The organism is Psychrobacter sp. 1Y4 (genome assembly GCF_051847555.1).
Genome location: NZ_JBPYDE010000007.1, coordinates 28,914 through 50,448 on the forward strand (window position 1 = coordinate 28,914; position 21,535 = coordinate 50,448).

Consider the following 21,535-nt stretch of genomic DNA (forward strand, 5'->3'; position numbering starts at 1 on the left):
CTAGTTAAAGATAGTATCGCTCATAATGAAAGCATTAGTGCCAAGGCTCAAGCTCGTGTAAACCCTACTTTTAATACGCCGAGTCCTAACTCAATGGCAAACAATGCCAGTACTGCAAATATCAACAATAGCGACTTTACTCAACTACAAGACTTACCAACAGGAACACCGCAAGGTCAACAAACCACTATGCCATATAATGACAATAAAATGAGCAACCACTCAGCACCGATCTCAAACGATCAAAAGCCACAAACAGCCTTTAATCAACGTGATGATATCAACAACCCGCATACACTGGATACTGATGGTTCAGAACAGACTCATTTTGGTTACAAGACTGTCAACAAAGCTGAAAAGCAAGCGCGCGTGGCTGATGTATTTACCTCAGTTGCCAAAAAATACGATATCATGAACGATCTGATGTCTTTTGGTATTCATCGTCTTTGGAAGCGTTTTGCTATTAGTTTATCTGGCGTACGTGCAGGTCAACACGTATTAGATATCGCAGGTGGTACAGGTGATTTGGCTAAAGTGTTTAGCCGTGAAGTAGGTCGCAATGGTCATGTTGTCTTGTCAGACATTAATGCAGCGATGCTAGAAGTTGGCCGTGAGCGCTTGATTAATGCCGGCTGTAACAACGTTGACTTTGTCCTTGCCAATGCTGAAACTCTCGCCCCTTTCGAAGATGAGAGTTTTGACTTATTGACGATTAGCTTTGGTCTACGTAACGTCACTGACAAGGATGCGGCTCTACGTTCAATGTACCGTGTATTAAAGCCAGGCGGGCGTTTATTAATCTTAGAGTTCTCAAAACCTATTTTTGAGCCATTATCTAAAGCTTATGACTTATACTCTTTTACTGCGTTGCCTCTTATGGGTAAGCTTGTGGCGAACGATTCAGAAAGCTATCAGTACTTAGCAGAGTCGATTCGTATGCATCCGAATCAGCACACTTTAAAGCAGATGATGGAACAAGCAGGGTTTGAAAACTGTGATTACCATAATTTGACAGCTGGTATCGTTGCCGTGCATAGAGGCTTTAAGGCATAACGCTGACTGCTCAATAATATTTAACCCTCAAAACAGTGCTGACAATTCTGATAACGCTACAGCATGACCATAACTATTTTTGATATGCGAGAGTATTATGCTAACGGTATTACTTTTGGCAAGTGCCGAAAAACTCATCAATATGGCTATTGCTAGTGATGATATTACTAAAGCTGGCCTGACACCGCTTGCTGGTAAAGTACTGCGATTAAATATGGTCACGCCCAAGGTACAAGTAGATATTTTATTTAACCATGAGCATCTGCGTTTTGAGCCCATTACTGCCAATAGTGTGTTTGAGCCACGCGGGCAAAGCTTTGGTCGAGATGCTGATGAGCGTCAACAAGCAAACAAGGATATGGGACGTATTGGCCATAGTCGTCCAGACTGCACTATTAATGTCGAAAACCCCGCTCAGCTCTTAAACTTGATACGCGGCGCTGAAGGCAATCTGCCGATTGACGGTGACTATAAAGTATTGATGCAGCTCAAACAGCTGGTCGCCGGATTTGACCCTGATATTGCAGGACAGCTCGAACCTTTTATTGGCAAGCCGATGGCTAGCCAGTTGCAATTACTGATATCTCAGCTCAAAGGCAGCTTTCGCCATACTGCCAAACGTACTTTTGACGATGTGAGTGATTGGGCCAATGACGTAGCCGGCAACAGCCCACCTGACCCTATCGAAAAAGCAGAAGCAGACAGTCTTAAGCAGCAAATTCTTAAGCTACGTGCTGATATTGAGCGTGAAGAGGCACGGTTAGCAGCGATTAAAGCTGAGCAAGCGCGCTTAACCGATAGATAAATATAACTTACCTTATTCATCTTATCCGCATTCTTATCTAGACTGTTTATTTCAAGTAACTACTTAGAGTAACCACCGCCCATGCTATTATCCTACCGCGCCCGTCTTCTCGAACTTTGGCGCATCGCTGCAAGCTACCGTATTGATACTCACTTTACGGCTGAGGAATCTCCTCAGCTGCAGCCAATCTTACGTCTGATTCGGATGCACCCAGCGGCTTGGGGTAAAAAACATCAGCCAAACGCGATTAAGTATGCACTAGAAGATATGGGTACGCTGTTTTTAAAGCTTGGTCAGCTACTATCCACCCGTCGTGACTTAGTGCCACCTGAAATTATTGAACAACTGATTCAGTTACAAGATAAGGTAAAACCTTTTGACGCTGATATCGCCATCTCTCAAATTCAAAATTCAAAACATGGTCTGGGTCAGTCTATTGAGACGCTATTTGCTCGCTTTGACGTCAAACCATTAGCCGCAGCCTCCATTGCTCAAGTACATACCGCAGCATTGAGAGACGGTCGTGAAGTCGTAGTAAAAGTCGTGCGGCCCAATATCCGCACAACCATTATTGCAGATTTTGAGCTGCTGCGTGAACTGGCTAATTGGGCATCGGCACGGATTGAAGCGGCACGTGCGATACATATAGTTGATATCGTTGAAGACTATCGTCAAGTCATGCTCAACGAGCTGGATTTGACTTTAGAGGCAGACAACACCACTCAGATGCGTAACAACTTTTTGGGTTCGGCATTGATGTATGTACCTGAGGTTTACGACGCTGCAAAAAACGTCATGGTCATGGAACGCATTCAAGGCGTACCGATCTCACAAACGCATATCTTTGATCAGTTAGGCTATGATCGGGCAACACTCGCAGAAAAAGGATTAACGATATTTTTTACCCAAGTTTTTCGAGATAACTTCTTTCATGCTGATATGCATCCGGGGAATGTATTTGTAGAGACCCCACCAGTTAAGACATTGGGTGATAACATACAAGCAGTCGACCTTGGTCATGAACCGCGTTATATTGGTCTTGATTGTGCCATCATGGGCACGCTATCGAAAGACGATCAGTTGATTGTAGCGCGTATGCTATTGGCCGTCATGAACAATAACTTCACTGCTATGGTCGATATCGTTAGCCGTGCTGGCTGGATCCCACCGAATACTGACAAACATGCTTTGATGCGCGATATGAAACGCACCGTTGGTCCGATGCTACAAAAGTCTATCGATGAGATTGACTTTGCTGGTGTCTTAATGCAAATTTTAGACATTGCCCGTCGCCATCATATGAGCATCCCACCTCAATTGATGTTGTTATTAAAAACTTTGGTACATGTTGAAGGCCTTGGTCGTGACTTGTATCCAGATTTGGACATCTGGTCATTGGCCAAACCGATCTTAAGCAGCTGGATTAAAGAGCAGCTTGATCCTATGCGTAACTTCCAACAAATACGCGCACAACTTCCAGAGATTTTATTGTCCAGTACTGACATTCCAAAACTGCTAGATCAAGGTCTGCAAAGTCTTGCTTCACAAGGGTCGCGTCAAGACAGTCAGTTACGTGAGATTCAGCAGATACGTGCAGACATGCTCAATGATCGCCGCCGCGACTGGCTAGCATTAGCAGGATTTGGCTTATGTGTCGCTATAGCAACGCAAGTGGTCGGCTGGCTATCACCTGTGTTTTATATTTTGGCTATACTAGCGGTTATTTGGCGCATCTTAGCTTAAAGCTGCCGCTTTACTAACAAGGATAAGTTATGATCAGCTCTCAGGTTAATGCTATACCCTCTAAACCAGACTATAGTGCCGCTATCGCTGAGCTACAAGCTCAGTTTGGTGAGCAACTCAGTGCCAATCTGACAGTCCGTGAACAACACGGCCATACCATGACATGGCTTGCTAACCAGCCACCAGATGCCGTACTGACTGCGCAAGATAAACACGACGTCGCTAAAGCAGTCGCGATTTGTAACCAGCATAAAATGCCAGTCATTGCTTTTGGCATTGGCTCATCGCTTGAGGGTCAATTAAATGCTCCTCATGGCGGACTATCAATCGATATGCATGCGCTAGATGCTATCTTGCAAGTCAATAACGAAGATTTGACAGTGACTGTACAGCCAGGCGTCACGCGTGAACAGCTGAATCATTATCTGCGTGATACAGGTTTGTTTTTCCCGATAGACCCAGGCGCCAATGCTAGTATCGGCGGTATGGTTGCGACCCGCGCCTCAGGTACTAACGCAGTACGCTATGGCACGATGAAAGATGTGGTACTGGCGCTTGAAGTGGTGACAGCAAACGGAGAGATCGTACGAACTGGTACGCGTGCCAAGAAGTCGGCTGCAGGTTATGATCTGACGCGCTTAATGATAGGTTCTGAAGGTACGCTTGGTATCGTCACCGAAGTCACACTCAAACTGTTTGGGCTTAGTGAATGTGTTGGTAGTGGTCTTTGTCATTTTCCAACGATTGAAGATGCCTGTCAGGCCGTCATGCTTACCATTCAGATGTGCTTACCTATCGCTCGAATCGAATTGCTTGATGCTTTACAAGTAAAAGCCTGCAACCAATACGCAAATCTTGATCTACTTGAGACACCTACCCTGTTTGTAGAGTTTCATGGGACTGAAGCGAGCGTACGCGAACAAGCACAGACTTTTAATGATATTATCGAAGAGTTTGGCGGTACTGACTTTGTTTGGGATACTAATGAAGCTGAGCGCAAACGTCTGTGGCAAGCGCGCCACAATGCTTATCATGCCAGCTCAGCCCTGCGTCCAGAAGCAAAAGCCTTATCGACTGATGCCTGTGTGCCTATTTCGCGCTTAGCTGAATGCGTCAGCGCTACCGCAAAAGACATTGCCGATGCTGGAATGATAGGCCCTATGGTCGGTCATGTTGGCGATGGCAATTTTCATGTTTTATTATTGGTTGATACTGATGATCCAGTAGAGACTGCCAAAGCTGACGAGATCATCGGACGGTTGGCTATACGTGCTATCGAGATGGATGGCACTTGTACTGGTGAACATGGCATCGGTCAAGGTAAGCAAAAATACATGGATCAAGAACATGGCAACGCCATACCGCTAATGCAAGCCATCAAGTCCGCTCTTGATCCTAATAATATCTTAAACCCTGGTAAAATCTGGCCTCAACCTTTAGTAATAGAAACACCTCAAGCAGTAGAAGTATAAAATAAGCCTACATGAAAAATGCGCCGACTTTATATCCATAAAGTCGGCGCATTTTTCATTCAAGCGGTCAGATGGTTTTTACTGTATCTGATCAATCGCCACTTGAGTTAGTATTCGACCACGAGCGGTACGTAATACATAGCCTTGCTGAATCAAATAGGGCTCGATCACATCTTCAAGTGTGCCGCGATCTTCTGCCATGGCTGCCGCCACTGCTTCCACGCCTGCCGGACCACCGTCAAAGCGTTCATGCAAAATTTCAATATAACGTCTATCAAGATGATCTAGACCACGCCGATCGACTGCTAGCATATCTAGCGCACTAGCAGCGATAACACCGTTGATACTGCCATCCCCTCTTACTTCAGCATAATCACGTACTCGCCGTAATAAGCGATTAGCAATCCTTGGCGTACCTCGCGCACGGCGTGCAATCTCGATAGCACCATCTTCGCTCATTGACACACGCATTAGGCGCGCCGCTCGGCTTACAATAGTCGTCAGATCAGCAATATTATAAAACTCAAGGCGCTGAACGATACCAAAACGATCACGTAGTGGTGAAGTCAAAAGCCCTGCTCGCGTCGTCGCTGCGACCAAAGTAAAAGGCGGTAAATCAAGTTTGATAGAGCGTGCAGCAGGGCCTTCCCCAATCATAATATCAAGCTGAAAGTCTTCCATTGCTGGATATAGTATCTCTTCAATGACTGAGCTTAAACGATGAATTTCATCAATAAACAACACATCACCAGCTTCTAAATTGGTTAGCATAGCGGCTAGGTCACCTGGACGCTCAAGTACAGGGCCTGATGTCGAACGCAGATTACCACCCATTTCACGAGCAATAATATTAGCAAGCGTCGTCTTACCCAGACCAGGCGGACCAAAAATCAAAGTGTGATCTAATGCCTCATCACGACCTCGCGCGGCACCAATAAAGACTTCCATCTGTTCACGCACGACTGGCTGACCGATATATTCAGACAGAAGCGAAGGACGAATGTTGCTATCAGGGGCATCATCTCCCCCTTCTAGCGGATTAATTAAGCGGTCTTGCATCATAGGTTCTATCATTATATTAAGAGGGTAAACAAGGTAAAGGTAATAAATAGCATAACCAAACCTAGCGGATAAGTCATGTAAAACGTTTTAAAGTATGCATTAAAACGAAAATAAGCGACAACTAGTGTCGCTTATCCATAGATAACTGTGTATGTAAGACAAACAGGCTAAAAACCAGATAACTGCTGTAAGGTGGCTTTTAACAAGCTTTGCGTATCAGCAAAGACATCACCGTTACTTTTGGCAGCTTTAATTGCCTGCTGTGCTTCTTTTTCTTTATAGCCCAAGCTAATCAGTGCGCCTTCTACTTCAGCAATGATACTTCCTTCCTGCGTGACCGGCACTGGCTGAATGTCAAACTCTAAATGACTATCATCGACTTCGATATTTTTGAGCTTATCTTTAAGCTCAATCAATAAACGCTGTGCTGTTTTTTTACCGATACCTGGTATACGAGTAAGCGCAGTTTCTGAGTCCTGCGCCACATGCATTTTTAGTTCAGCTGCCGACATAGCAGACAGCATGGCAAGCGCCATCTTGGCCCCAACCCCATTAATCTTGATAAGCTGGCGAAAGACATCACGCTCTTTTCGATCGATAAAGCCATACAGCAACTGCGCGTCCTCTCGGACATGAAAATGCGTCCAGATGCTTGCTTGCTGTTCCAACTGTAGCTGACAAAATGAGGGTAATGGTAGCTCGATATCATAACCTACGCCTGAGGCTGTTATGATACAGGCTGTCGGTGCCATTAAATATTGTACTTGCCCAGTAATCAGACCAATCATAGTACCTCACCTGTCACAAACAATTTATAAGAAACTTTTATATAAGGAGCATTAGTATACATACATCTAACACCCCTTAGGCAAGTCCTAAATCGAACTTTTCAATAAATGAGCTTATTGATAAAAATCAACCATGCCTTCAAGGCTAATTGGACGAATTTTATGCGCCTGACCAGCAGAACCAAAGGCCTCAAAGCGGTTGCTACAGATATCTGACATTGCTACCATAGAAGCTTTAAAATATTTACGCGGATCAAACTCACTAGGATTGTTTGCCAAGTATTCACGAATAGCACCTGTCGACGCTAAACGTAAATCAGTATCGATATTCACCTTACGTACACCGTGCTTAATGGCTTCTACGATCTGCTCAACTGGCACGCCGTAGGTTTCGCCAATATCTCCACCATTCTCGTTGATGACTTTCAACCATTCTTGCGGTACTGATGATGAGCCATGCATGACAAGATGAGTATTGGGTATACGTGCATGAATCTCTTTTACACGCTCAATTGATAAGATATCACCTGTGGGTGGACGCGTAAACTTATAAGCACCATGACTGGTACCAATCGCAATCGCTAGTGCATCAACATTGGTGTCTTTGACAAATTGCTCAGCTTCGTCCGCACTGGTCAACAGCTGCTCATGATCAAGAACGCCTTCTGCCCCTGAACCGTCTTCTTCGCCAGCCATACCAGTCTCAAGACTACCTAGACAACCAATCTCACCCTCTACAGAGACGCCGCAAGCGTGAGCAAGCTTGACGACTTCACGCGTCACACTCGCATTATAGTCATAATCCATCGGCGTTTTACCATCTTCACCCAGTGAGCCATCCATCATAACTGAAGAAAATCCAAGCTGAATTGAGCGCTGGCAAATGGCTGGTGACATGCCATGATCTTGATGCATAACAACTGGGATATGAGGCCATTCTTCGATAGCGGCAATAATCAAGTGTCGTAGAAATGCCGAACCAGCGTATTTACGCGCGCCAGCACTGGCTTGTACAATGACAGGAGAATCACAAGCATCGGCGGCCATCATAATCGCTCGCATTTGCTCCAAATTATTTACGTTAAAAGCAGGCACACCGTAGTTGTGCTCAGCGGCGTGATCTAAAAGTTGACGTAAGGAGATTAAGGCCATAAAACGCTCTCTGATTGGTTTTAAAATAATAACGTTATTGAAAACTGCAAAATATCATGCACTTAGCATGATAGGTATACTAAAAAATAGAGTAAGCTTAAAAATCAGATTAAACCTAACAATTACTCAGCGTTAAGCGCAAACTGCAACCACAAACAATAATCACAGTGTTTACTTACCCAAATTATAGCGGGGTGATTATAGCAAAAATTATCTACGCCTCGTAGCAGTTACACCAGTATTTATTTATCTGGTCAGTTTTCCAAGTCGTTGATATTTACAGTAATCTAACTTTCATGGTCTATGTCAAATAACGAACACAAAAAAGCCCTGACTACTGTCAAGGCTTTTTAAATTTTTCAGGGCTTATAGAGTAAGTATTCGTCTAATGATTATAGCTTAACGTCTCATCTAACAGTAATCTATATATTGACTATTAGATTACTAAGCTAAATTACTTAGTATTGTTGCTCAGCTTCAACTTCAACTTCGTTTGCACCTTCAGCAACAGCGTCAGCACCTTCAGATACCGCTGCAGCAGTACCTTCGACAACTTCGTTTGCGCCTTCAGCAATAGCATCACCAGTATTTTCTAAAGCATTAGTAGCAGCAGCACCAGCTGTTTCAGCGCCTTCAGCGACTTCTGTACCAGCTTCTTGAGCCGCTACTTCAGCTTCTTGTGCAGCAGCTTCAGTTTCATTAGCAGCTTCTTCTGTATTGGCAGCAACATCATCGCCAGCAGATTCAACCGCAGCTTCTGTTTGCTCTTCGGTTTGTTGACTACACGCAGTGACTGCAAACGTACCAGCAAGGACACTAGCAAGTAACAAATGACGTTTTAACATAATAAACCCCTCATAAATAATGCATGTCAAAATACATGGTGGCGCTATTTTATAGGTAGCAAATAATACATGCAATAATAATTTTCAGTATATTAACAAATAATAACTGCTTAATAATAATCCTCAATTATCAACTTTATATACTCATTGTTCTTATTGGATAATAAGCACAGTCGATAACATCTATATAGCCTACCTTAAATATTAAATTTTATTTGTACGCGTAATGTTACTATTAGCGTGACTTATATTAATATTTGGTAATTTTACAGTAATAATTCTGTTACCTTTTATACTGTATTTAGAACCGTTTATCTTTAAACAGTTATTTTTCTACAATTTGTAAGGCAGCTACAGCAGGTAAAGTCTTGCCTTCAACAAACTCTAAGAACGCCCCACCACCTGTAGACATATAGCTTACATTATCAGCCACTTTATATTTATCAATGGCAGCCAAAGTGTCACCTCCACCCGCTATCGAAAACCCATCGCTGTCTTCTACTGCTTGCGCTAAAATCTCAGTACCAGCGCCAAAGGCATCTACTTCGAATACACCAACTGGACCATTCCACAGTATAGTTTTGGCGTTGATAATGGCATCAGCCAGTTGCTCAGCACTTTGCGGCGCAATGTCTAATATCATATCATCGTCGCCAATATCGCTCACTGCTTTAACAGTGGCTTTTGCTTGCTGTAATGAGCCTATAAAATCATCAAAATTAATGTCATTTTTATCAGCAACAACCACAAACTCAGGCAACAAGATATCAGTCTTAGTCATGATTTGACGAGCTGTATCGACTAACTCTGCTTCATACAATGATGCACCGACGCTATATCCTTGCGCTGCCAAAAAGGTATTCGCTATACCGCCGCCAACAATAATTTGACTGCAGATATCCGCTAAGCTATGAAGAACTTCAAGCTTGGTAGAGACTTTGGAGCCACCAACAATGGCTAGCATCGGCTGAGCTGGAGTCTTGAGCGCTAAGCTTAGTGCATCTAGCTCAGCGGCGAGTAATGGACCGGCACATACCGTCTTATCAGCTTGACGCATTGCTTGAGTCACCCCTTCTGTAGAAGCCTGCGCCCGATGAGCCGTACCAAATGCATCCATTACAAATACATCACACAAACTGGCATAAGCTTCCGCTAGCGCAGTGTCATTGTTCTTTTCGCCTTTATTAAAACGAACATTCTCTAATAAGACCATTTCACCAGCTTTAATATCTACGCCTTGCTCAAGATAATCATTGCTAAGCATTACTGGCTGTTTTATTTGTTCAGCTAGCTTATCTGTCAGATACTCAGCGACAGGCGCAAGAGAGTATTTTGGTTCAGGAGCGCCTTCTGTTGGACGACCTAGATGCGAGCATACAATGACAGCTGCTCCCTTATCTAACGCCATCTTGATGGTTGGCAAGCTGGCCTGCAAGCGTGCATCACTCGCAACTTTTCCGTCTTTAATAGGCACATTAAGGTCTTCTCGGATCAATACTACTTTATCCGTTAAGGTCAGCTCACTCATACGTAAAAAATTCATGATCGCTCCTAGGCTACATTGATTATTTTGTCTATCGTTTTAACAAGTCACATTAACTGTTATTACTTTATGAGCCGTAGTTTATACAATAGAGCGCATTCATTCTAGGCAAAAAACGAGCATGACCATAAATTTTTAACAAAAATCTGCCGCTACAAACATTTAATATTCATTATTAAGAATATATTCGTAATCAGTGGTCAGAATGACAAGATATGTTGAAGAGTTAGTAACATTTCGTGGTGGCACTGATTGATCAATCGTCTTAGTATAAGAGGCTATCTATTCGCAAAAAACTTTATGACCCTCGATGTATAGATAATAACTTTATAGAAAATAACAACAACCCATTTGGAGAGTATAATGAGCATTGATTTTGACGTTGCCAAACAAGATTTATTAAAGTTAAAAGAAGAATATGAAACTCGCATCAACAAAATTGAAGATCATATTCAACATCCACAAGACAGCTTGAACGAGCATTGGGATGATCAAGCCATCTCATACCGTCAAAACGATATGCGAAAAAATTTACTGGGTGAAGCAAGACAAAGTCTTATTTATGTCGAAAACGCTTTAAGCCGTATCGAAAACGGCACTTACGGTGAATGTGAAGTGTGCGGTGAACCAATAGAAGAAAAGCGTTTAGAAGCATTGCCTTATGCTACCTTATGTATGGATCACGCTGAATAGGCTTTTTGCACAACACCCTATTGAATTTTTAGACAGGTATTTACCAGTTGGTAAGTGCCTGTTGCCACTCTTGACAGCGCTTCTCTATCGACTGTACAGGCAAATCCATGATATCCCCAACCACGGCAATATAAGCGATAGGCAGTCCTTTTAATTGACGAATATTTTCAGCCGTTAGTCCCCCGATAAGACAAACATCAGTATTATTGTGAATGGCATATTGGCAGCCATCGATAAGTTGCTGTCGAGTAATAATATTGGCATTGGGTTTAGTAGATGAGGCAAATATAGCGCCCATAGCAATATAAGTTGCGTTTGAAGAAATCGCTTCTTCAATAAGGGCCATATTCCCATGACAAGTGCGACCAATAATTTGGTTGGTTTTTAATTGTTGTTTAGCTTCGTCGATAGCACCATCTTGTTGTCCAAGATGTACCCCCACGCCAAGCTTGGCAGCCAAAGTAACATCGTCGTTTATGATGACTGGCACCCTGTATCGTTTAGCCAGTGCGACTATTTTTACGGCTTCACCATACAACTGCTCTTTACCATTTGGCTGTGCCAATACCCGCTTTCTTCTGATTTGTAACAACCCTATCGTACCTGTCGCTAAAGCTGCCGCTAACTTGGCATAAAGCAAATCAAACTCATCATCGTTAGTCAGCAAATACAATGTAGGCCCTTTTTTTGGTATATCCGAAACTGATGTTTTAGTCATTATTTATCCTTAAGTTTAATTAATAAAAAAAAGACCGTTATCTTAGATAACAGCCTTTTTTGTCTACAAACTTTAGCTTTACAACCGTTTATATCAGCACCTTATACTGTCTGACGCGTGGCTAAACTGGTCAAAATGTTTTTGGCATCACCCCAGCGAGTCGCTGAGCTATTAGCACCCAAAATCACAATAATAGCAGGGCGGTTGTTGACACGGGTTTCCATGACGACGCAACGACCTGCCTCATTGATAAAGCCTGTTTTGGAGATACCAATTGGATAGTTCCCTGAGCGCACAAGGCTACTGGTATTATTGGCTTTATAAGTACGATTGCCACTTGAATAATTGGCCACAAAAAAGTCGTAGCTTTTGGTAGTAGAGAAACGACGAATAACGTCATAATTACCAGCCGCACGTACCATTTTTACCAAATCATTTGACGAAGCAACATTACGCTTATCAAGACCAGTTGGATCACCAAAGAATGCCGTTGTCATTCCTAATTCTTGAGCTTTACGGTTCATGGCCCGTATAAAGGCATTGTAACCACCTGGATAATTACGCGCTAAGCTTTTTGCAGCAGGATTTTCTGACTTCATTAAAGACATCAGTAACAGTTCGGCACGATTCATACGATCGCCTGACTTTAAACGTGAGCTTGCACGTTTAGGACCTACAAAATCCTCTGGATCAAGCGTAATCTCTTCACGCATATCAAGACCCGCATCTAACACAACCATTGCTGTCATTACCTTAGTAATACTGGCCATAGGACGAGCAATATTTGCATCTTTTTCATAAATGGACTCACCAGTTTCAGCATCGATTACTGCTACACTGCGTGAGTCAGTGCTGATCGGAATCATGCTACTGCTACCAAAACTACCACGGTAAGTGGTGTTATATCTGTTACTACTGCTACCGTAGCTGTTAGAATTGGTAATGCTGGTAGTGCCATAGCCATTGTCGACTTTTTTGAGAGGCGTAGTAGCACTTTTAGAGCTGTACATAATGTTGCGTGCTTCTGATAAGCTATCAGCGCCGCCCCAACTGACGCGTGCACTAGACTCAGCAGGGCTACCATTAATACTTAGCGCAGCTTGTGCAGCACTGCCTAAGCTTAACGAAATCATGGCAGCAACCAGTTGCTGTTTGGTTAATGGTAAATGTTTCATTCTTCCCCCTGCTATTGGTCTCACATCAATTGCATATTATTATGCACAATTGGGTAACGTAGCGTTTTTGATGGTGTTTGTAGACACTCGTATAGAGTTTTTGTACTTTTAGTGTATCATGGTTTTTACATAAGTTTAACGTATCAGGCTGACTTCGCAAGATTTTTTTGTATATATACGAAGATTACTACAATTGCTTTGGATTTGGGTAATAATAAATAATACTCGAAAAATATTTGTTATAGTTCCATATCTTAGTCAAGTATTGAGTTTTCTCTACCGTTATCGTTAAGTATTATTTCCGTAAATAAAGCAATCTTATATAAGTGACTATAGAACAAGATTATTATAAATAGCAACATCGATATAGAATTAAATACTTGTACTAAACTATATAAGACAAGTCACTATTAAATAACATGTTTGTATGGTAGCCAGCTTTCATTAGCGTTTGGCTATTCTAATGCATATTAATCTATCAAATAGTAAAGAGTATAACTATGATTCGAGTATTAGTAGTAGATGATCACGACTTGGTGCGTATGGGTATCAGTCGGATGTTGTCTGACAGTGCAGATATTGAAGTAGTCGGTGAAGCTGATAGTGGTGATATGGCATTAAAACTTGCTAAGCAGCTTAGTCCAGACGTGGTCTTATTGGATGTCAACATGCCTAATATCGGTGGTCTTGAGGCGACAAAGCGTTTGGTACAGTTGGACATGGGAATAAAAATACTAGCGGTAAGTAGCATGTCAGCGCAGCCATACCCATCAATGCTTCTTAAAGCTGGGGTCAATGGTTATATTACTAAGGGCACACCACTTGATGAGATGATACGCGGTATCAAAAAAATATATCAAGGTGGCCGTTATTTTAGTCATGACGTTGCCGAGCAGCTAGCAGAAGTATTACTATCAGATAATGCCTCTTCGCCTTTTGACTTGCTAAGTGATCGCGAAAAACAGGTCGCTATGATGGTGGTCAACTGTCAAAGTCCTCAACAAATTGCTGACCAGTTATTTGTAAGTGTAAAAACCATTAACACCTATCGCTACCGTATTTATGAAAAAGTTGGGGTAGATAGTGACGTTAAATTGACGCATCTAGCCATCCGCCATGGGCTGATTCAGCCTTAATACTAGACTTATCTGTACTTTTAATTGGTCTATTGCTCATTACTACTCCCCTTCGGTTATTTTATGAAATCTGCTTTTAGAACCATCAACGTCATTTTGCAGACTTTAAAGCAGGATAATACTTTACCTGTATCACAATTGCGTAAGCTTGGGATAATTTATAATGGTTATCGATTAGTAGTTAGTGCGTTTTTGCTATTAATGGCATATGCCAATATTAAAGCTGACACCGATTTGTTATTACTGAGCTTATTGCAACAAACTGCACTTGGGTTTTACGTCATTCTTAGTTTGATTTTACTCAGTTTATTCTTAGTTGCTACCAAGCAGTTACAACGCCAGTTAGTGTTTGGTCTAGGCATTGATGTTATTGTATTAAGTTTACTGCTATATACTAACGGCGCCCCAGACTTACAATTGGCAATGCTATATATGGTTGTGGTAGCAGCCAGTTTTATGTTGCTGCGTAGCTCACAAGCGCTGGTCATTACCTTACTTGCAATTTTATTCGTCATTTATCAGCAATTTTTCCACGCGATTTCCAATAGTATGAGCCTGACCAATTTAGGTGATGCCCTACTCATGTCAGCCAGCTTTTTAGCAGTTGGCTTTTTAAGTTGGTCAATCTCTCAGCGCTTGGTGCATGTCGAAAGGTTTATAACGCGTCAAGCAGAGGAAGTAGAGCGTCTAAATACGATTAACCAAGAAGTCATTAGTCAGATGCTAAACGGCATTATGGTGATTGATAAGCAGCACATTGTGTTGGCCAATCATGCAACTTATCAGCTGCTAGGTATTCCTGAGACCGAAGCATCACCGTTTAAAGAGGTACCTACTAATTATAGGGATCCAAAACCAACTCTTAGGCAACAGCAGCGTAATTTTAAAAATCATCATAATCCATTATATGCTTTTCAACAGGCCTTGGCCCATCAGCATAGAGCGCTACTCAACAGTTGCTTATCTGTCCCTACTAATCAGTCAAGGAACTTTGTTTACGAATTGCCTGAAGCGGCCACTGCGTCTATTACCAACAAACTGCGTGTACAAGTAATCCCGCTAGAAGATGGCAGTCAATTGATATTGCTTGAAGATTTGCGCCGCGAACAAGCCAATGCCCAACAATTAAAGCTGGCCTCTTTAGGGCAGCTCACAGCCAGCATTGCTCATGAAATTCGCAATCCACTTGCTGCTATCTCACAAGCCAGTCAGTTGTTATTGGAAGATATGAACGATGTGGCTGACGCAGACGAGAGCCACAGTCAAACTGCTATGAATACTAGTGGTAATAATGAGCTGTATAAGATGATATTTGCACAAACCAAACGTGTTAATCGTATTATTGAAGATGTGTTAAAACTATCACGTCAGCAGCGCTCTAACAAACAGACCATAGAGCTTGGTACTTGGATGCCACAATTTTTAGAGAACTATTTTCGTGGCAATGATATTTTTTTGCATGATATCTCTCATCCCGTGATACAGTTTGATAATCATCAATTAGAGCAAATACTGATTAATTTAATCAACAATGGTTTGCGTTATTGCGGTCTTGTACATCCGCATGCTTATGCTGAGGTGGAAATATATTGCGTGCAGAACGATGTTATAATCGATGTTTTAAATGAAGGTGAAAAAATCGCTCCAGCTGATGTAGAGCGCTTATTTGATCCGTTTTTTACTACTGATAAAGCAGGTACGGGACTGGGGCTTTACTTGTCTCAGGCCTTCAGCGAAGCCAATCATGCCAGGCTACTGTATGTCGCTGAACACGAAAAGACCTGTTTTCGCTTAATCACACCCATGGGCTCTTGTTCAGAAGTAGTATGGGATGACGAAGATTAAGGTTCAAGGTGTCAATGATGCATCTACTGCTAATACATTGATTTTGACCCATAGTCAGTACAACACATGTGTGCAATTAATAAAAGATAAAAAGTCTTACAGATAAAGGTTTTTTATTTATAATGAATATTCGTTCAATCCCTTGTATCAATTAAGCAATAATGAGGTTGTATATGACAGCAATCGCGCTGGTCGTCGATGATGAAGTAGATTTATGCCGACTTATGCAAATTACGCTGACAAAGATGGGCATCAAAAGTGACGTGGCTTACAGTTTATCGCAAGCAAAATCTTATCTAGAAAATAACCACTATGACTTTTGTTTGACAGATTTACAACTGCCAGATGGTTCAGGATTGGAGTTGGTTAAGCAGATTAGTAGTAGCTCTAATACACCAGTTGCTGTGATCACGGCACACGGTAGTATGGATCTGGCTATTGAAGCACTTAAGATTGGCGCTTTTGATTTTGTGAACAAGCCGCTTGAATTACCGCGACTACGCCAACTGGTCGAAAATGCCCTCAAAGTTATTCATCAAGATGAAAGTGTTCAAGCAACTGATGAAATTACGCCTGAACAGCAGTTATTAGACAGTCGCCTGATTGGCAACTCTACTGTCATGCAAACCCTAAAAACCACCATCATTAAGCTTGCCCGCTCACAGGCGCCCGTATTTTTATCAGGTGCTTCTGGTACTGGTAAAGAAGTGGTCGCCAGACTCATCCATGATTTAAGTCCACGCCGTGATGGTAGTTTTGTCCCAGTCAACTGTGGTGCGATTCCATCTGAGCTTATGGAGTCAGAGTTTTTTGGCCACAAAAAAGGTAGCTTTACTGGTGCGGTTGCAGATAAGCAAGGTTTGTTTCAACAAGCCAGTGGTGGTACATTATTTTTAGATGAAGTGGCAGATTTACCACTTGCTATGCAAGTAAAGCTATTACGTGCTATCCAAGAAAAGACAGTGCGCGCTATTGGTGACACCAAAGAGGTACCTGTAGATATTCGGATTTTATCAGCTACCCATAAAGACTTAAGCCAGTTGGTAAAAGACGGAGAGTTCCGGCAAGATTTGTACTATAGAATTAATGTGATAGAGCTTAAGCTTCCCACACTCAATACACGCCGTGACGATATTCCTTTACTCGCCAAGCACTTTTTAGCGCTGATATCTGAAGAGTGGCAGCTAGGTACACCAGCAGAGCTGACTGAAAGTGCTTGCGAGCGTCTGCAGCAGCATGAATTTGCTGGAAACGTTCGTGAACTGCGCAATATATTAGAGCGTGCAATTACTCTAGCAGAAACTACCATGATAAATGATACCCATCTAGGGTTGCCCAAACTTAATGATAGCGATACTGTAGGCTCAAAAGAGATGGCAGAACGCGAGGATATCAATACTGTCTCTACAATAAATGATGAGCCTATGATATTACAAGTGGATGGCCCCAAACAAAGCATCAAAAATGATAATAGCGGACATCTTTCGAACAATTTGCATCCATATCGTACTCATAGCCAACGTTATTCTTCAGCATTTCAGATGTCTACTACTAAGTCTGACAGTGTTAATACTTCATCTGTCTACAACCAAGACCGCCGCAAGCCTGACCAGTTTGTTGACGACATACATACGCAACCATCACTCGTCAGTATTTCTGAAGCTGAATTGCCTCAAAAAGGTCTAGAAGCCTATTTGCAGGAGCAAGAAAAACGTTTGATCATTAAAGCGCTTAATCAGACTGATGGAAATAAGACGCAAGCAGCAGAGTTGTTAGGTACGACTTTTCGCTCGCTACGCTACCGGATGAAAAAGCTTGAGATTGATGAAGAGTAGCGCAATACCTTAGATTATATTAGTGTTATGGAATGAGTATAAACGCCCTAGCCTTATTAACAAATAAAACTCACTGATAATGTTTTTAGCACTTTTTATAAATCCCCTTTTTCAGTATCAGTCATGCTATAGGTGTTGTCTTTTTTTACAAAATGAAGTCCTGAAGAGTGTACTTGCGGTCGCAACACATCGATAGCTTGTTGCTCCCATGTGCGCTCATTACCAGATAGTGCTATATCAGGTTGTACACCTATTTTATCTATCTTTTTGCCTGCTGCTGTTAAATAATGAGCCACAGTCAACTTGACGGCTTGTTCGTTATTAAGCGGTATGACTGACTGTACAGACCCTTTACCATAGCTGACTTCACCGACGATAGTTGCACGTTTCTGTGTTTGTAGACTACTTGCCAGCACTTCTGCTGCCGAAGCAGAATAACGATTTTGTAAAATCACTACAGGTAAAGATTTAAGTAAGGCTGTATCTTGGGTAGATAAAGTACGTAGCTCACTTTGTCTACTCTTTACCTGCACCACGTCAGTGTCGTTCATAAATAGACTGGCTACTTTCACAGCCGATGTCAGTACGCCACCTGGATTGTCACGCACATCAAGCAATATTCCGGTAATGGGTGCATCAAGACTGGTTAGACTTTGCAAAATCTTTTCACGGGTATTATTTTGAAAAGCGGGGAGTTTGATAACAGCAATACCATTAACAAGCCGCGTCTCAATATCTTGTTGATGAGTATTGTTGCGCTGCAAGGTAATGACACGCTTGCGGCGACCGGCTTTAGACACAGTTACATCAACTTGCGTACCGGCAATCCCGTTAAGTAGCTGCTCTACATCATCAGACTGCCGTTCACCATCAACCTTAAACTCACCAATCTGATGAATATAATCGCCAACGGTAATACCTTTTTTATCAGCAGGTGACTCATCTACAATATCAGTCACTACCCAATACCCCTCATCTGGTTTATATACTGCTTTTAAACCAACGTCACCAACATCTCCCTCAGTAAATGCGCGTAAGTTTTCATACGCTTCAGCATCCAAAAATTCAGCATGGCTATCAAGCTTGGTCAGCATACCACTCATCGCATTATCAAATAATGCTTCATCATTGACAGGATCGACGTACTGACGACGTACTAAGTCCACTACTGCGACAAAGGTTTTTAGTGTCTCAGGGGAGATTGCATTTAAGGACACCTGCGCAACGTCAGCTGGTATATCAGACAAATCATCTTCTACTGTATCAACTGCTGTCTCATCGGCTACAGCATCTATATCATCCTCTGTTTGACCAGTTGATTGATTCTCGCTACTCAAGTCATCTGCGCCTACCGCGTCACTACCTACTGTATTGTCATCAATGTTCAAGCTGATCAGTTGCAAGTCTGCAGTAGGATTATCAGTGTTTACACCCATCCCTACAGGTTCTGTAATGGCTGCCTGTGCAGATATATTGACACCAGTTATACCAAGGACTCCCACTAAACCTATCTTTAGCGCAGACTCACAGATAGCAAACGGTACCAAATCAAACTTGAGCGGTATGGCTGGTAGTTTTAAAGGTAATAAAGGCATAAAGAAACTCGTATAGGATAAAGAATATGTACAGATCTATCATTGCCACATGAATGCCGACGCCCTAAAAAAAGCTAATGGGTCTACAGCAGCGATACGATAACAAGTGATAATATATAGGCGCTTCAGTATAAGGTAAGTACCATGCTACTAAGATAACTTTTACTTATTTACTGTACCTATACAGCTCGATGCTATGCAAGATTTAGCTCAGTAGCTTATTATATTTTTGTACTTTTTCTATGTAGGATCGACTATAGCATTAAGACACCACTAGAAAATAGCGTAATACTGCAAACAAAAAGGGGAAAGATAAATACTGTCTTTCCCCTTTTTTTCTAAAAAATCGTGTTTACTACAAGGTAGGAATTAACAAACTCTTACCCGTCATCTCAGCTGGTGGTTCGATATTCATTAATGACAAGATAGTGGGAGCGACATCGCTTAACTTGCCTCCCCTACGTACTCGTATATTTTGCTCACCAACGTAGATAAGAGGGACATGTTCTGTCGTATGTTGAGTATGCACTTGCCCGCTTTCATAATCTTGCATCTGCTCGCAGTTGCCATGGTCTGCCGTGATTAACATATCACCGCCAGCTGCCCGTACTGCTGATTCAATACGTCCGATACATACATCAAGCGCTTCCACAGCTTGTACCGCTGCATCAAAAATACCTGTATGTCCGACCATGTCACCATTGGCGTAATTTACAACCAACACATCATACTTTCCTGATTCTATAGCAGCCACTAGCTTATCAGTCACTTCAGGGGCACTCATCTCTGGTTTTAAGTCATAAGTGGCTACATCTGGAGATGGCACTAAGATACGCTCTTCACCCTCATACTCTGCTTCACGGCCACCACTAAAAAAGAAAGTCACATGCGCATACTTTTCAGTTTCAGCGATACGCAGCTGGGTTTTGCCCTGATTCTGCAGATACTCACCCAGTGTATTGGTAAGTGAGGTTGGATAATACGCTATGCTAGTTTTAGTGTTATCTGCTAAAACGTCAGAGTACTTGGTCAACATCACAAAAGCTGCAAGGTTTGGCTGCTTTTGACGAGCAAAACCTGAAAACTTATGATCTGGTAGCACAAACGCTTGCGCAAGCTCACGAGCACGGTCAGCACGAAAGTTCATAAATATTAATGCATCATTATCTTCAACAGTATATGGCATCTCATCACGTCCAATCACGGTCGTTGGACTGATAAACTCATCGGTCTCACGTGCTTTATAAGCCGCTTGGACAGCCCCATCTGCTCGCGTTGCTAGACGATCAGCCTTTCCTTCAGTAATAAGCTCATAGGCTTTTTGTACACGATCCCAGCGGTTGTCACGATCCATCGCATAATAGCGCCCAATGATACTGGCAATCTGTACGCGGCCGCCTTCATAATGGGCATTGAGTTTATTAATATAGTCACGCAGACGATTGATATACTTATCCGCAGATTTTGGCGGCGTATCGCGACCATCCAAAAAGCAATGGACAAAAACGTTTTTTGCCCCATGAACCAATGCAGAATGACACATACCTTCAATATGATCTTGATGTGAGTGCACGCCACCATCAGATAGTAGTCCCATAATATGAACATTACCACCCAACTCGTTAGCCGCTTTTACTGCTTCAACCAACGCGTCATTTTTGTAAAATTCGCGATTATTAAGCTCATTTGAGATACGGGTTGAGTCTTGGTAAAGAACACGGCCAGCACCAAGATTCATATGCCCTACTTCTGAATTACCGAATTGACCATCTGGTAAACCAACATCTTCTCCTGAAGCTGATATAAGCCCATGCGGATACTGCTGATAAATATTATCCAAATTTGGCATGTTTGCGGCGGCAATGGCATTGTCTTCAGCTTCCTCACGATGTCCAAAACCATCTAGTATCATTAGGACATGTGGCACTTTTTTGTTAGGATTGTTATTAGACTTAGCTTTACTGTCTGTGGTATGTTCTGCTTGTTGTTGCATATTGGACATAGATTACCGCTCCTCAAATGAATGAACGCCTATAGTACTGTATTAGATTAAAGTGTCTATACTACCACAAAAC

Annotated in this window: 17 protein-coding genes; 8 read left to right on the forward strand and 9 right to left on the reverse strand. The window is 42.3% G+C overall.

The window, feature by feature from the left end; genetic code table 11:
* Positions 1-93: 93 nt before the first annotated feature.
* From ubiE to ACS8FC_RS07550, 4 genes are all read left to right on the forward strand, one after another.
* Entirely contained in the window at positions 94-1,053 is a 960-nt protein-coding gene (gene ubiE, locus ACS8FC_RS07535; RefSeq protein ID WP_439296436.1) for a bifunctional demethylmenaquinone methyltransferase/2-methoxy-6-polyprenyl-1,4-benzoquinol methylase UbiE, read from the forward strand.
* Positions 1,054-1,150: 97 nt separating this feature from the next.
* Positions 1,151-1,858: a ubiquinone biosynthesis accessory factor UbiJ gene (locus ACS8FC_RS07540; RefSeq protein WP_439261129.1), complete on the forward strand. Its 708-nt coding sequence runs from the start codon at positions 1,151-1,153 to the stop codon at positions 1,856-1,858.
* An 81-nt stretch (positions 1,859-1,939) separates the two neighbouring features.
* On the forward strand, positions 1,940-3,601 hold the full coding sequence (locus ACS8FC_RS07545; protein WP_439296353.1) for an ABC1 kinase family protein: 1,662 nt from the start codon (positions 1,940-1,942) through the stop codon (positions 3,599-3,601).
* Positions 3,602-3,630: 29 nt separating this feature from the next.
* The gene (locus ACS8FC_RS07550) at positions 3,631-5,073 is read left to right on the forward strand and encodes an FAD-binding oxidoreductase (RefSeq protein ID WP_439296354.1); all 1,443 of its coding nucleotides are present in this window, start codon (positions 3,631-3,633) and stop codon (positions 5,071-5,073) included.
* 78 nt (positions 5,074-5,151) lie between these two features.
* Here the strand turns inward: ACS8FC_RS07550 and ruvB are convergent, their stop codons facing one another.
* From ruvB to ACS8FC_RS07575, 5 genes are all read right to left on the reverse strand, one after another.
* Positions 5,152-6,132: a Holliday junction branch migration DNA helicase RuvB gene (gene ruvB, locus ACS8FC_RS07555; RefSeq protein WP_299188522.1), complete on the reverse strand. Its 981-nt coding sequence runs from the start codon at positions 6,130-6,132 to the stop codon at positions 5,152-5,154.
* Between the two features lie 170 nt (positions 6,133-6,302).
* Positions 6,303-6,923 carry a Holliday junction branch migration protein RuvA gene (gene ruvA / locus ACS8FC_RS07560; protein WP_439296355.1) on the reverse strand — a complete coding sequence of 207 codons (621 nt, stop codon included), beginning with the start codon at positions 6,921-6,923 and terminating at the stop codon, positions 6,303-6,305.
* Between the two features lie 114 nt (positions 6,924-7,037).
* Entirely contained in the window at positions 7,038-8,075 is a 1,038-nt protein-coding gene (gene fba, locus ACS8FC_RS07565; protein ID WP_299219248.1) for a class II fructose-bisphosphate aldolase, read from the reverse strand.
* 458 nt (positions 8,076-8,533) lie between these two features.
* Complete coding sequence (locus ACS8FC_RS07570) at positions 8,534-8,920, reverse strand: hypothetical protein (RefSeq protein ID WP_439261139.1); 387 nt, start codon at positions 8,918-8,920, stop codon at positions 8,534-8,536.
* Between the two features lie 325 nt (positions 8,921-9,245).
* A complete protein-coding gene (locus tag ACS8FC_RS07575; RefSeq protein WP_439296356.1) occupies positions 9,246-10,463 on the reverse strand; it encodes a phosphoglycerate kinase in 1,218 nt (405 codons plus the stop codon).
* A gap of 363 nt (positions 10,464-10,826) precedes the next feature.
* Between ACS8FC_RS07575 and ACS8FC_RS07580 the strand changes: the two genes are divergently transcribed.
* Positions 10,827-11,156 carry a TraR/DksA family transcriptional regulator gene (locus ACS8FC_RS07580; protein WP_439261143.1) on the forward strand — a complete coding sequence of 110 codons (330 nt, stop codon included), beginning with the start codon at positions 10,827-10,829 and terminating at the stop codon, positions 11,154-11,156.
* A gap of 40 nt (positions 11,157-11,196) precedes the next feature.
* On the opposite strand, the gene ACS8FC_RS07585 is transcribed toward ACS8FC_RS07580, so the two are convergent.
* Together ACS8FC_RS07585 and ACS8FC_RS07590 are read right to left on the reverse strand one after the other, a co-directional pair.
* Entirely contained in the window at positions 11,197-11,874 is a 678-nt protein-coding gene (locus tag ACS8FC_RS07585) for a thiamine phosphate synthase (protein ID WP_439296357.1), read from the reverse strand.
* A 101-nt stretch (positions 11,875-11,975) separates the two neighbouring features.
* Complete coding sequence (locus ACS8FC_RS07590; RefSeq protein WP_299219239.1) at positions 11,976-13,049, reverse strand: serine hydrolase; 1,074 nt, start codon at positions 13,047-13,049, stop codon at positions 11,976-11,978.
* Between the two features lie 500 nt (positions 13,050-13,549).
* Here ACS8FC_RS07590 and ACS8FC_RS07595 point away from each other — a divergent pair, with 500 nt between their 5' ends.
* The 3 genes from ACS8FC_RS07595 to ACS8FC_RS07605 all read left to right on the forward strand — a co-directional run bounded on the left by ACS8FC_RS07595 (position 13,550) and on the right by ACS8FC_RS07605 (position 17,865).
* Positions 13,550-14,185 carry a response regulator gene (locus tag ACS8FC_RS07595; RefSeq protein WP_299219237.1) on the forward strand — a complete coding sequence of 212 codons (636 nt, stop codon included), beginning with the start codon at positions 13,550-13,552 and terminating at the stop codon, positions 14,183-14,185.
* 63 nt (positions 14,186-14,248) lie between these two features.
* Positions 14,249-16,030, forward strand: a complete 1,782-nt coding sequence (locus ACS8FC_RS07600) for a sensor histidine kinase (protein ID WP_439296358.1) — start codon at positions 14,249-14,251, stop codon at positions 16,028-16,030.
* 173 nt (positions 16,031-16,203) lie between these two features.
* Positions 16,204-17,865 (forward strand): sigma-54-dependent transcriptional regulator, encoded by a 1,662-nt coding sequence (locus tag ACS8FC_RS07605; protein WP_439261146.1) that lies wholly within the window; start codon positions 16,204-16,206, stop codon positions 17,863-17,865.
* Positions 17,866-17,960: 95 nt separating this feature from the next.
* Here the strand turns inward: ACS8FC_RS07605 and ACS8FC_RS07610 are convergent, their stop codons facing one another.
* Positions 17,961-19,460 (reverse strand): S41 family peptidase, encoded by a 1,500-nt coding sequence (locus tag ACS8FC_RS07610; protein ID WP_439296359.1) that lies wholly within the window; start codon positions 19,458-19,460, stop codon positions 17,961-17,963.
* Between the two features lie 355 nt (positions 19,461-19,815).
* The gene (gene gpmI / locus ACS8FC_RS07615) at positions 19,816-21,453 is read right to left on the reverse strand and encodes a 2,3-bisphosphoglycerate-independent phosphoglycerate mutase (protein ID WP_439296437.1); all 1,638 of its coding nucleotides are present in this window, start codon (positions 21,451-21,453) and stop codon (positions 19,816-19,818) included.
* Positions 21,454-21,535 lie beyond the last annotated feature (82 nt).

Excerpts from the sequence above, each read along its gene's own strand:
- ubiE (WP_439296436.1), top strand. The coding sequence starts at position 94 with ATGGCAAACAATGCCAGTACTGCAAATATCAACAATAGCGACTTTACT.
- ACS8FC_RS07540 (WP_439261129.1), top strand. The coding sequence starts at position 1,151 with ATGCTAACGGTATTACTTTTGGCAAGTGCCGAAAAACTCATCAATATG.
- ACS8FC_RS07545 (WP_439296353.1), top strand. The coding sequence starts at position 1,940 with ATGCTATTATCCTACCGCGCCCGTCTTCTCGAACTTTGGCGCATCGCT.
- ACS8FC_RS07550 (WP_439296354.1), top strand. The coding sequence starts at position 3,631 with ATGATCAGCTCTCAGGTTAATGCTATACCCTCTAAACCAGACTATAGT.
- ruvB (WP_299188522.1), bottom strand. The coding sequence starts at position 6,132 with ATGCAAGACCGCTTAATTAATCCGCTAGAAGGGGGAGATGATGCCCCT.
- ruvA (WP_439296355.1), bottom strand. The coding sequence starts at position 6,923 with ATGATTGGTCTGATTACTGGGCAAGTACAATATTTAATGGCACCGACA.
- fba (WP_299219248.1), bottom strand. The coding sequence starts at position 8,075 with ATGGCCTTAATCTCCTTACGTCAACTTTTAGATCACGCCGCTGAGCAC.
- ACS8FC_RS07570 (WP_439261139.1), bottom strand. The coding sequence starts at position 8,920 with ATGTTAAAACGTCATTTGTTACTTGCTAGTGTCCTTGCTGGTACGTTT.
- ACS8FC_RS07575 (WP_439296356.1), bottom strand. The coding sequence starts at position 10,463 with ATGAATTTTTTACGTATGAGTGAGCTGACCTTAACGGATAAAGTAGTA.
- ACS8FC_RS07580 (WP_439261143.1), top strand. The coding sequence starts at position 10,827 with ATGAGCATTGATTTTGACGTTGCCAAACAAGATTTATTAAAGTTAAAA.
- ACS8FC_RS07585 (WP_439296357.1), bottom strand. The coding sequence starts at position 11,874 with ATGACTAAAACATCAGTTTCGGATATACCAAAAAAAGGGCCTACATTG.
- ACS8FC_RS07590 (WP_299219239.1), bottom strand. The coding sequence starts at position 13,049 with ATGAAACATTTACCATTAACCAAACAGCAACTGGTTGCTGCCATGATT.
- ACS8FC_RS07595 (WP_299219237.1), top strand. The coding sequence starts at position 13,550 with ATGATTCGAGTATTAGTAGTAGATGATCACGACTTGGTGCGTATGGGT.
- ACS8FC_RS07600 (WP_439296358.1), top strand. The coding sequence starts at position 14,249 with ATGAAATCTGCTTTTAGAACCATCAACGTCATTTTGCAGACTTTAAAG.
- ACS8FC_RS07605 (WP_439261146.1), top strand. The coding sequence starts at position 16,204 with ATGACAGCAATCGCGCTGGTCGTCGATGATGAAGTAGATTTATGCCGA.
- ACS8FC_RS07610 (WP_439296359.1), bottom strand. The coding sequence starts at position 19,460 with ATGCCTTTATTACCTTTAAAACTACCAGCCATACCGCTCAAGTTTGAT.
- gpmI (WP_439296437.1), bottom strand. The coding sequence starts at position 21,453 with ATGCAACAACAAGCAGAACATACCACAGACAGTAAAGCTAAGTCTAAT.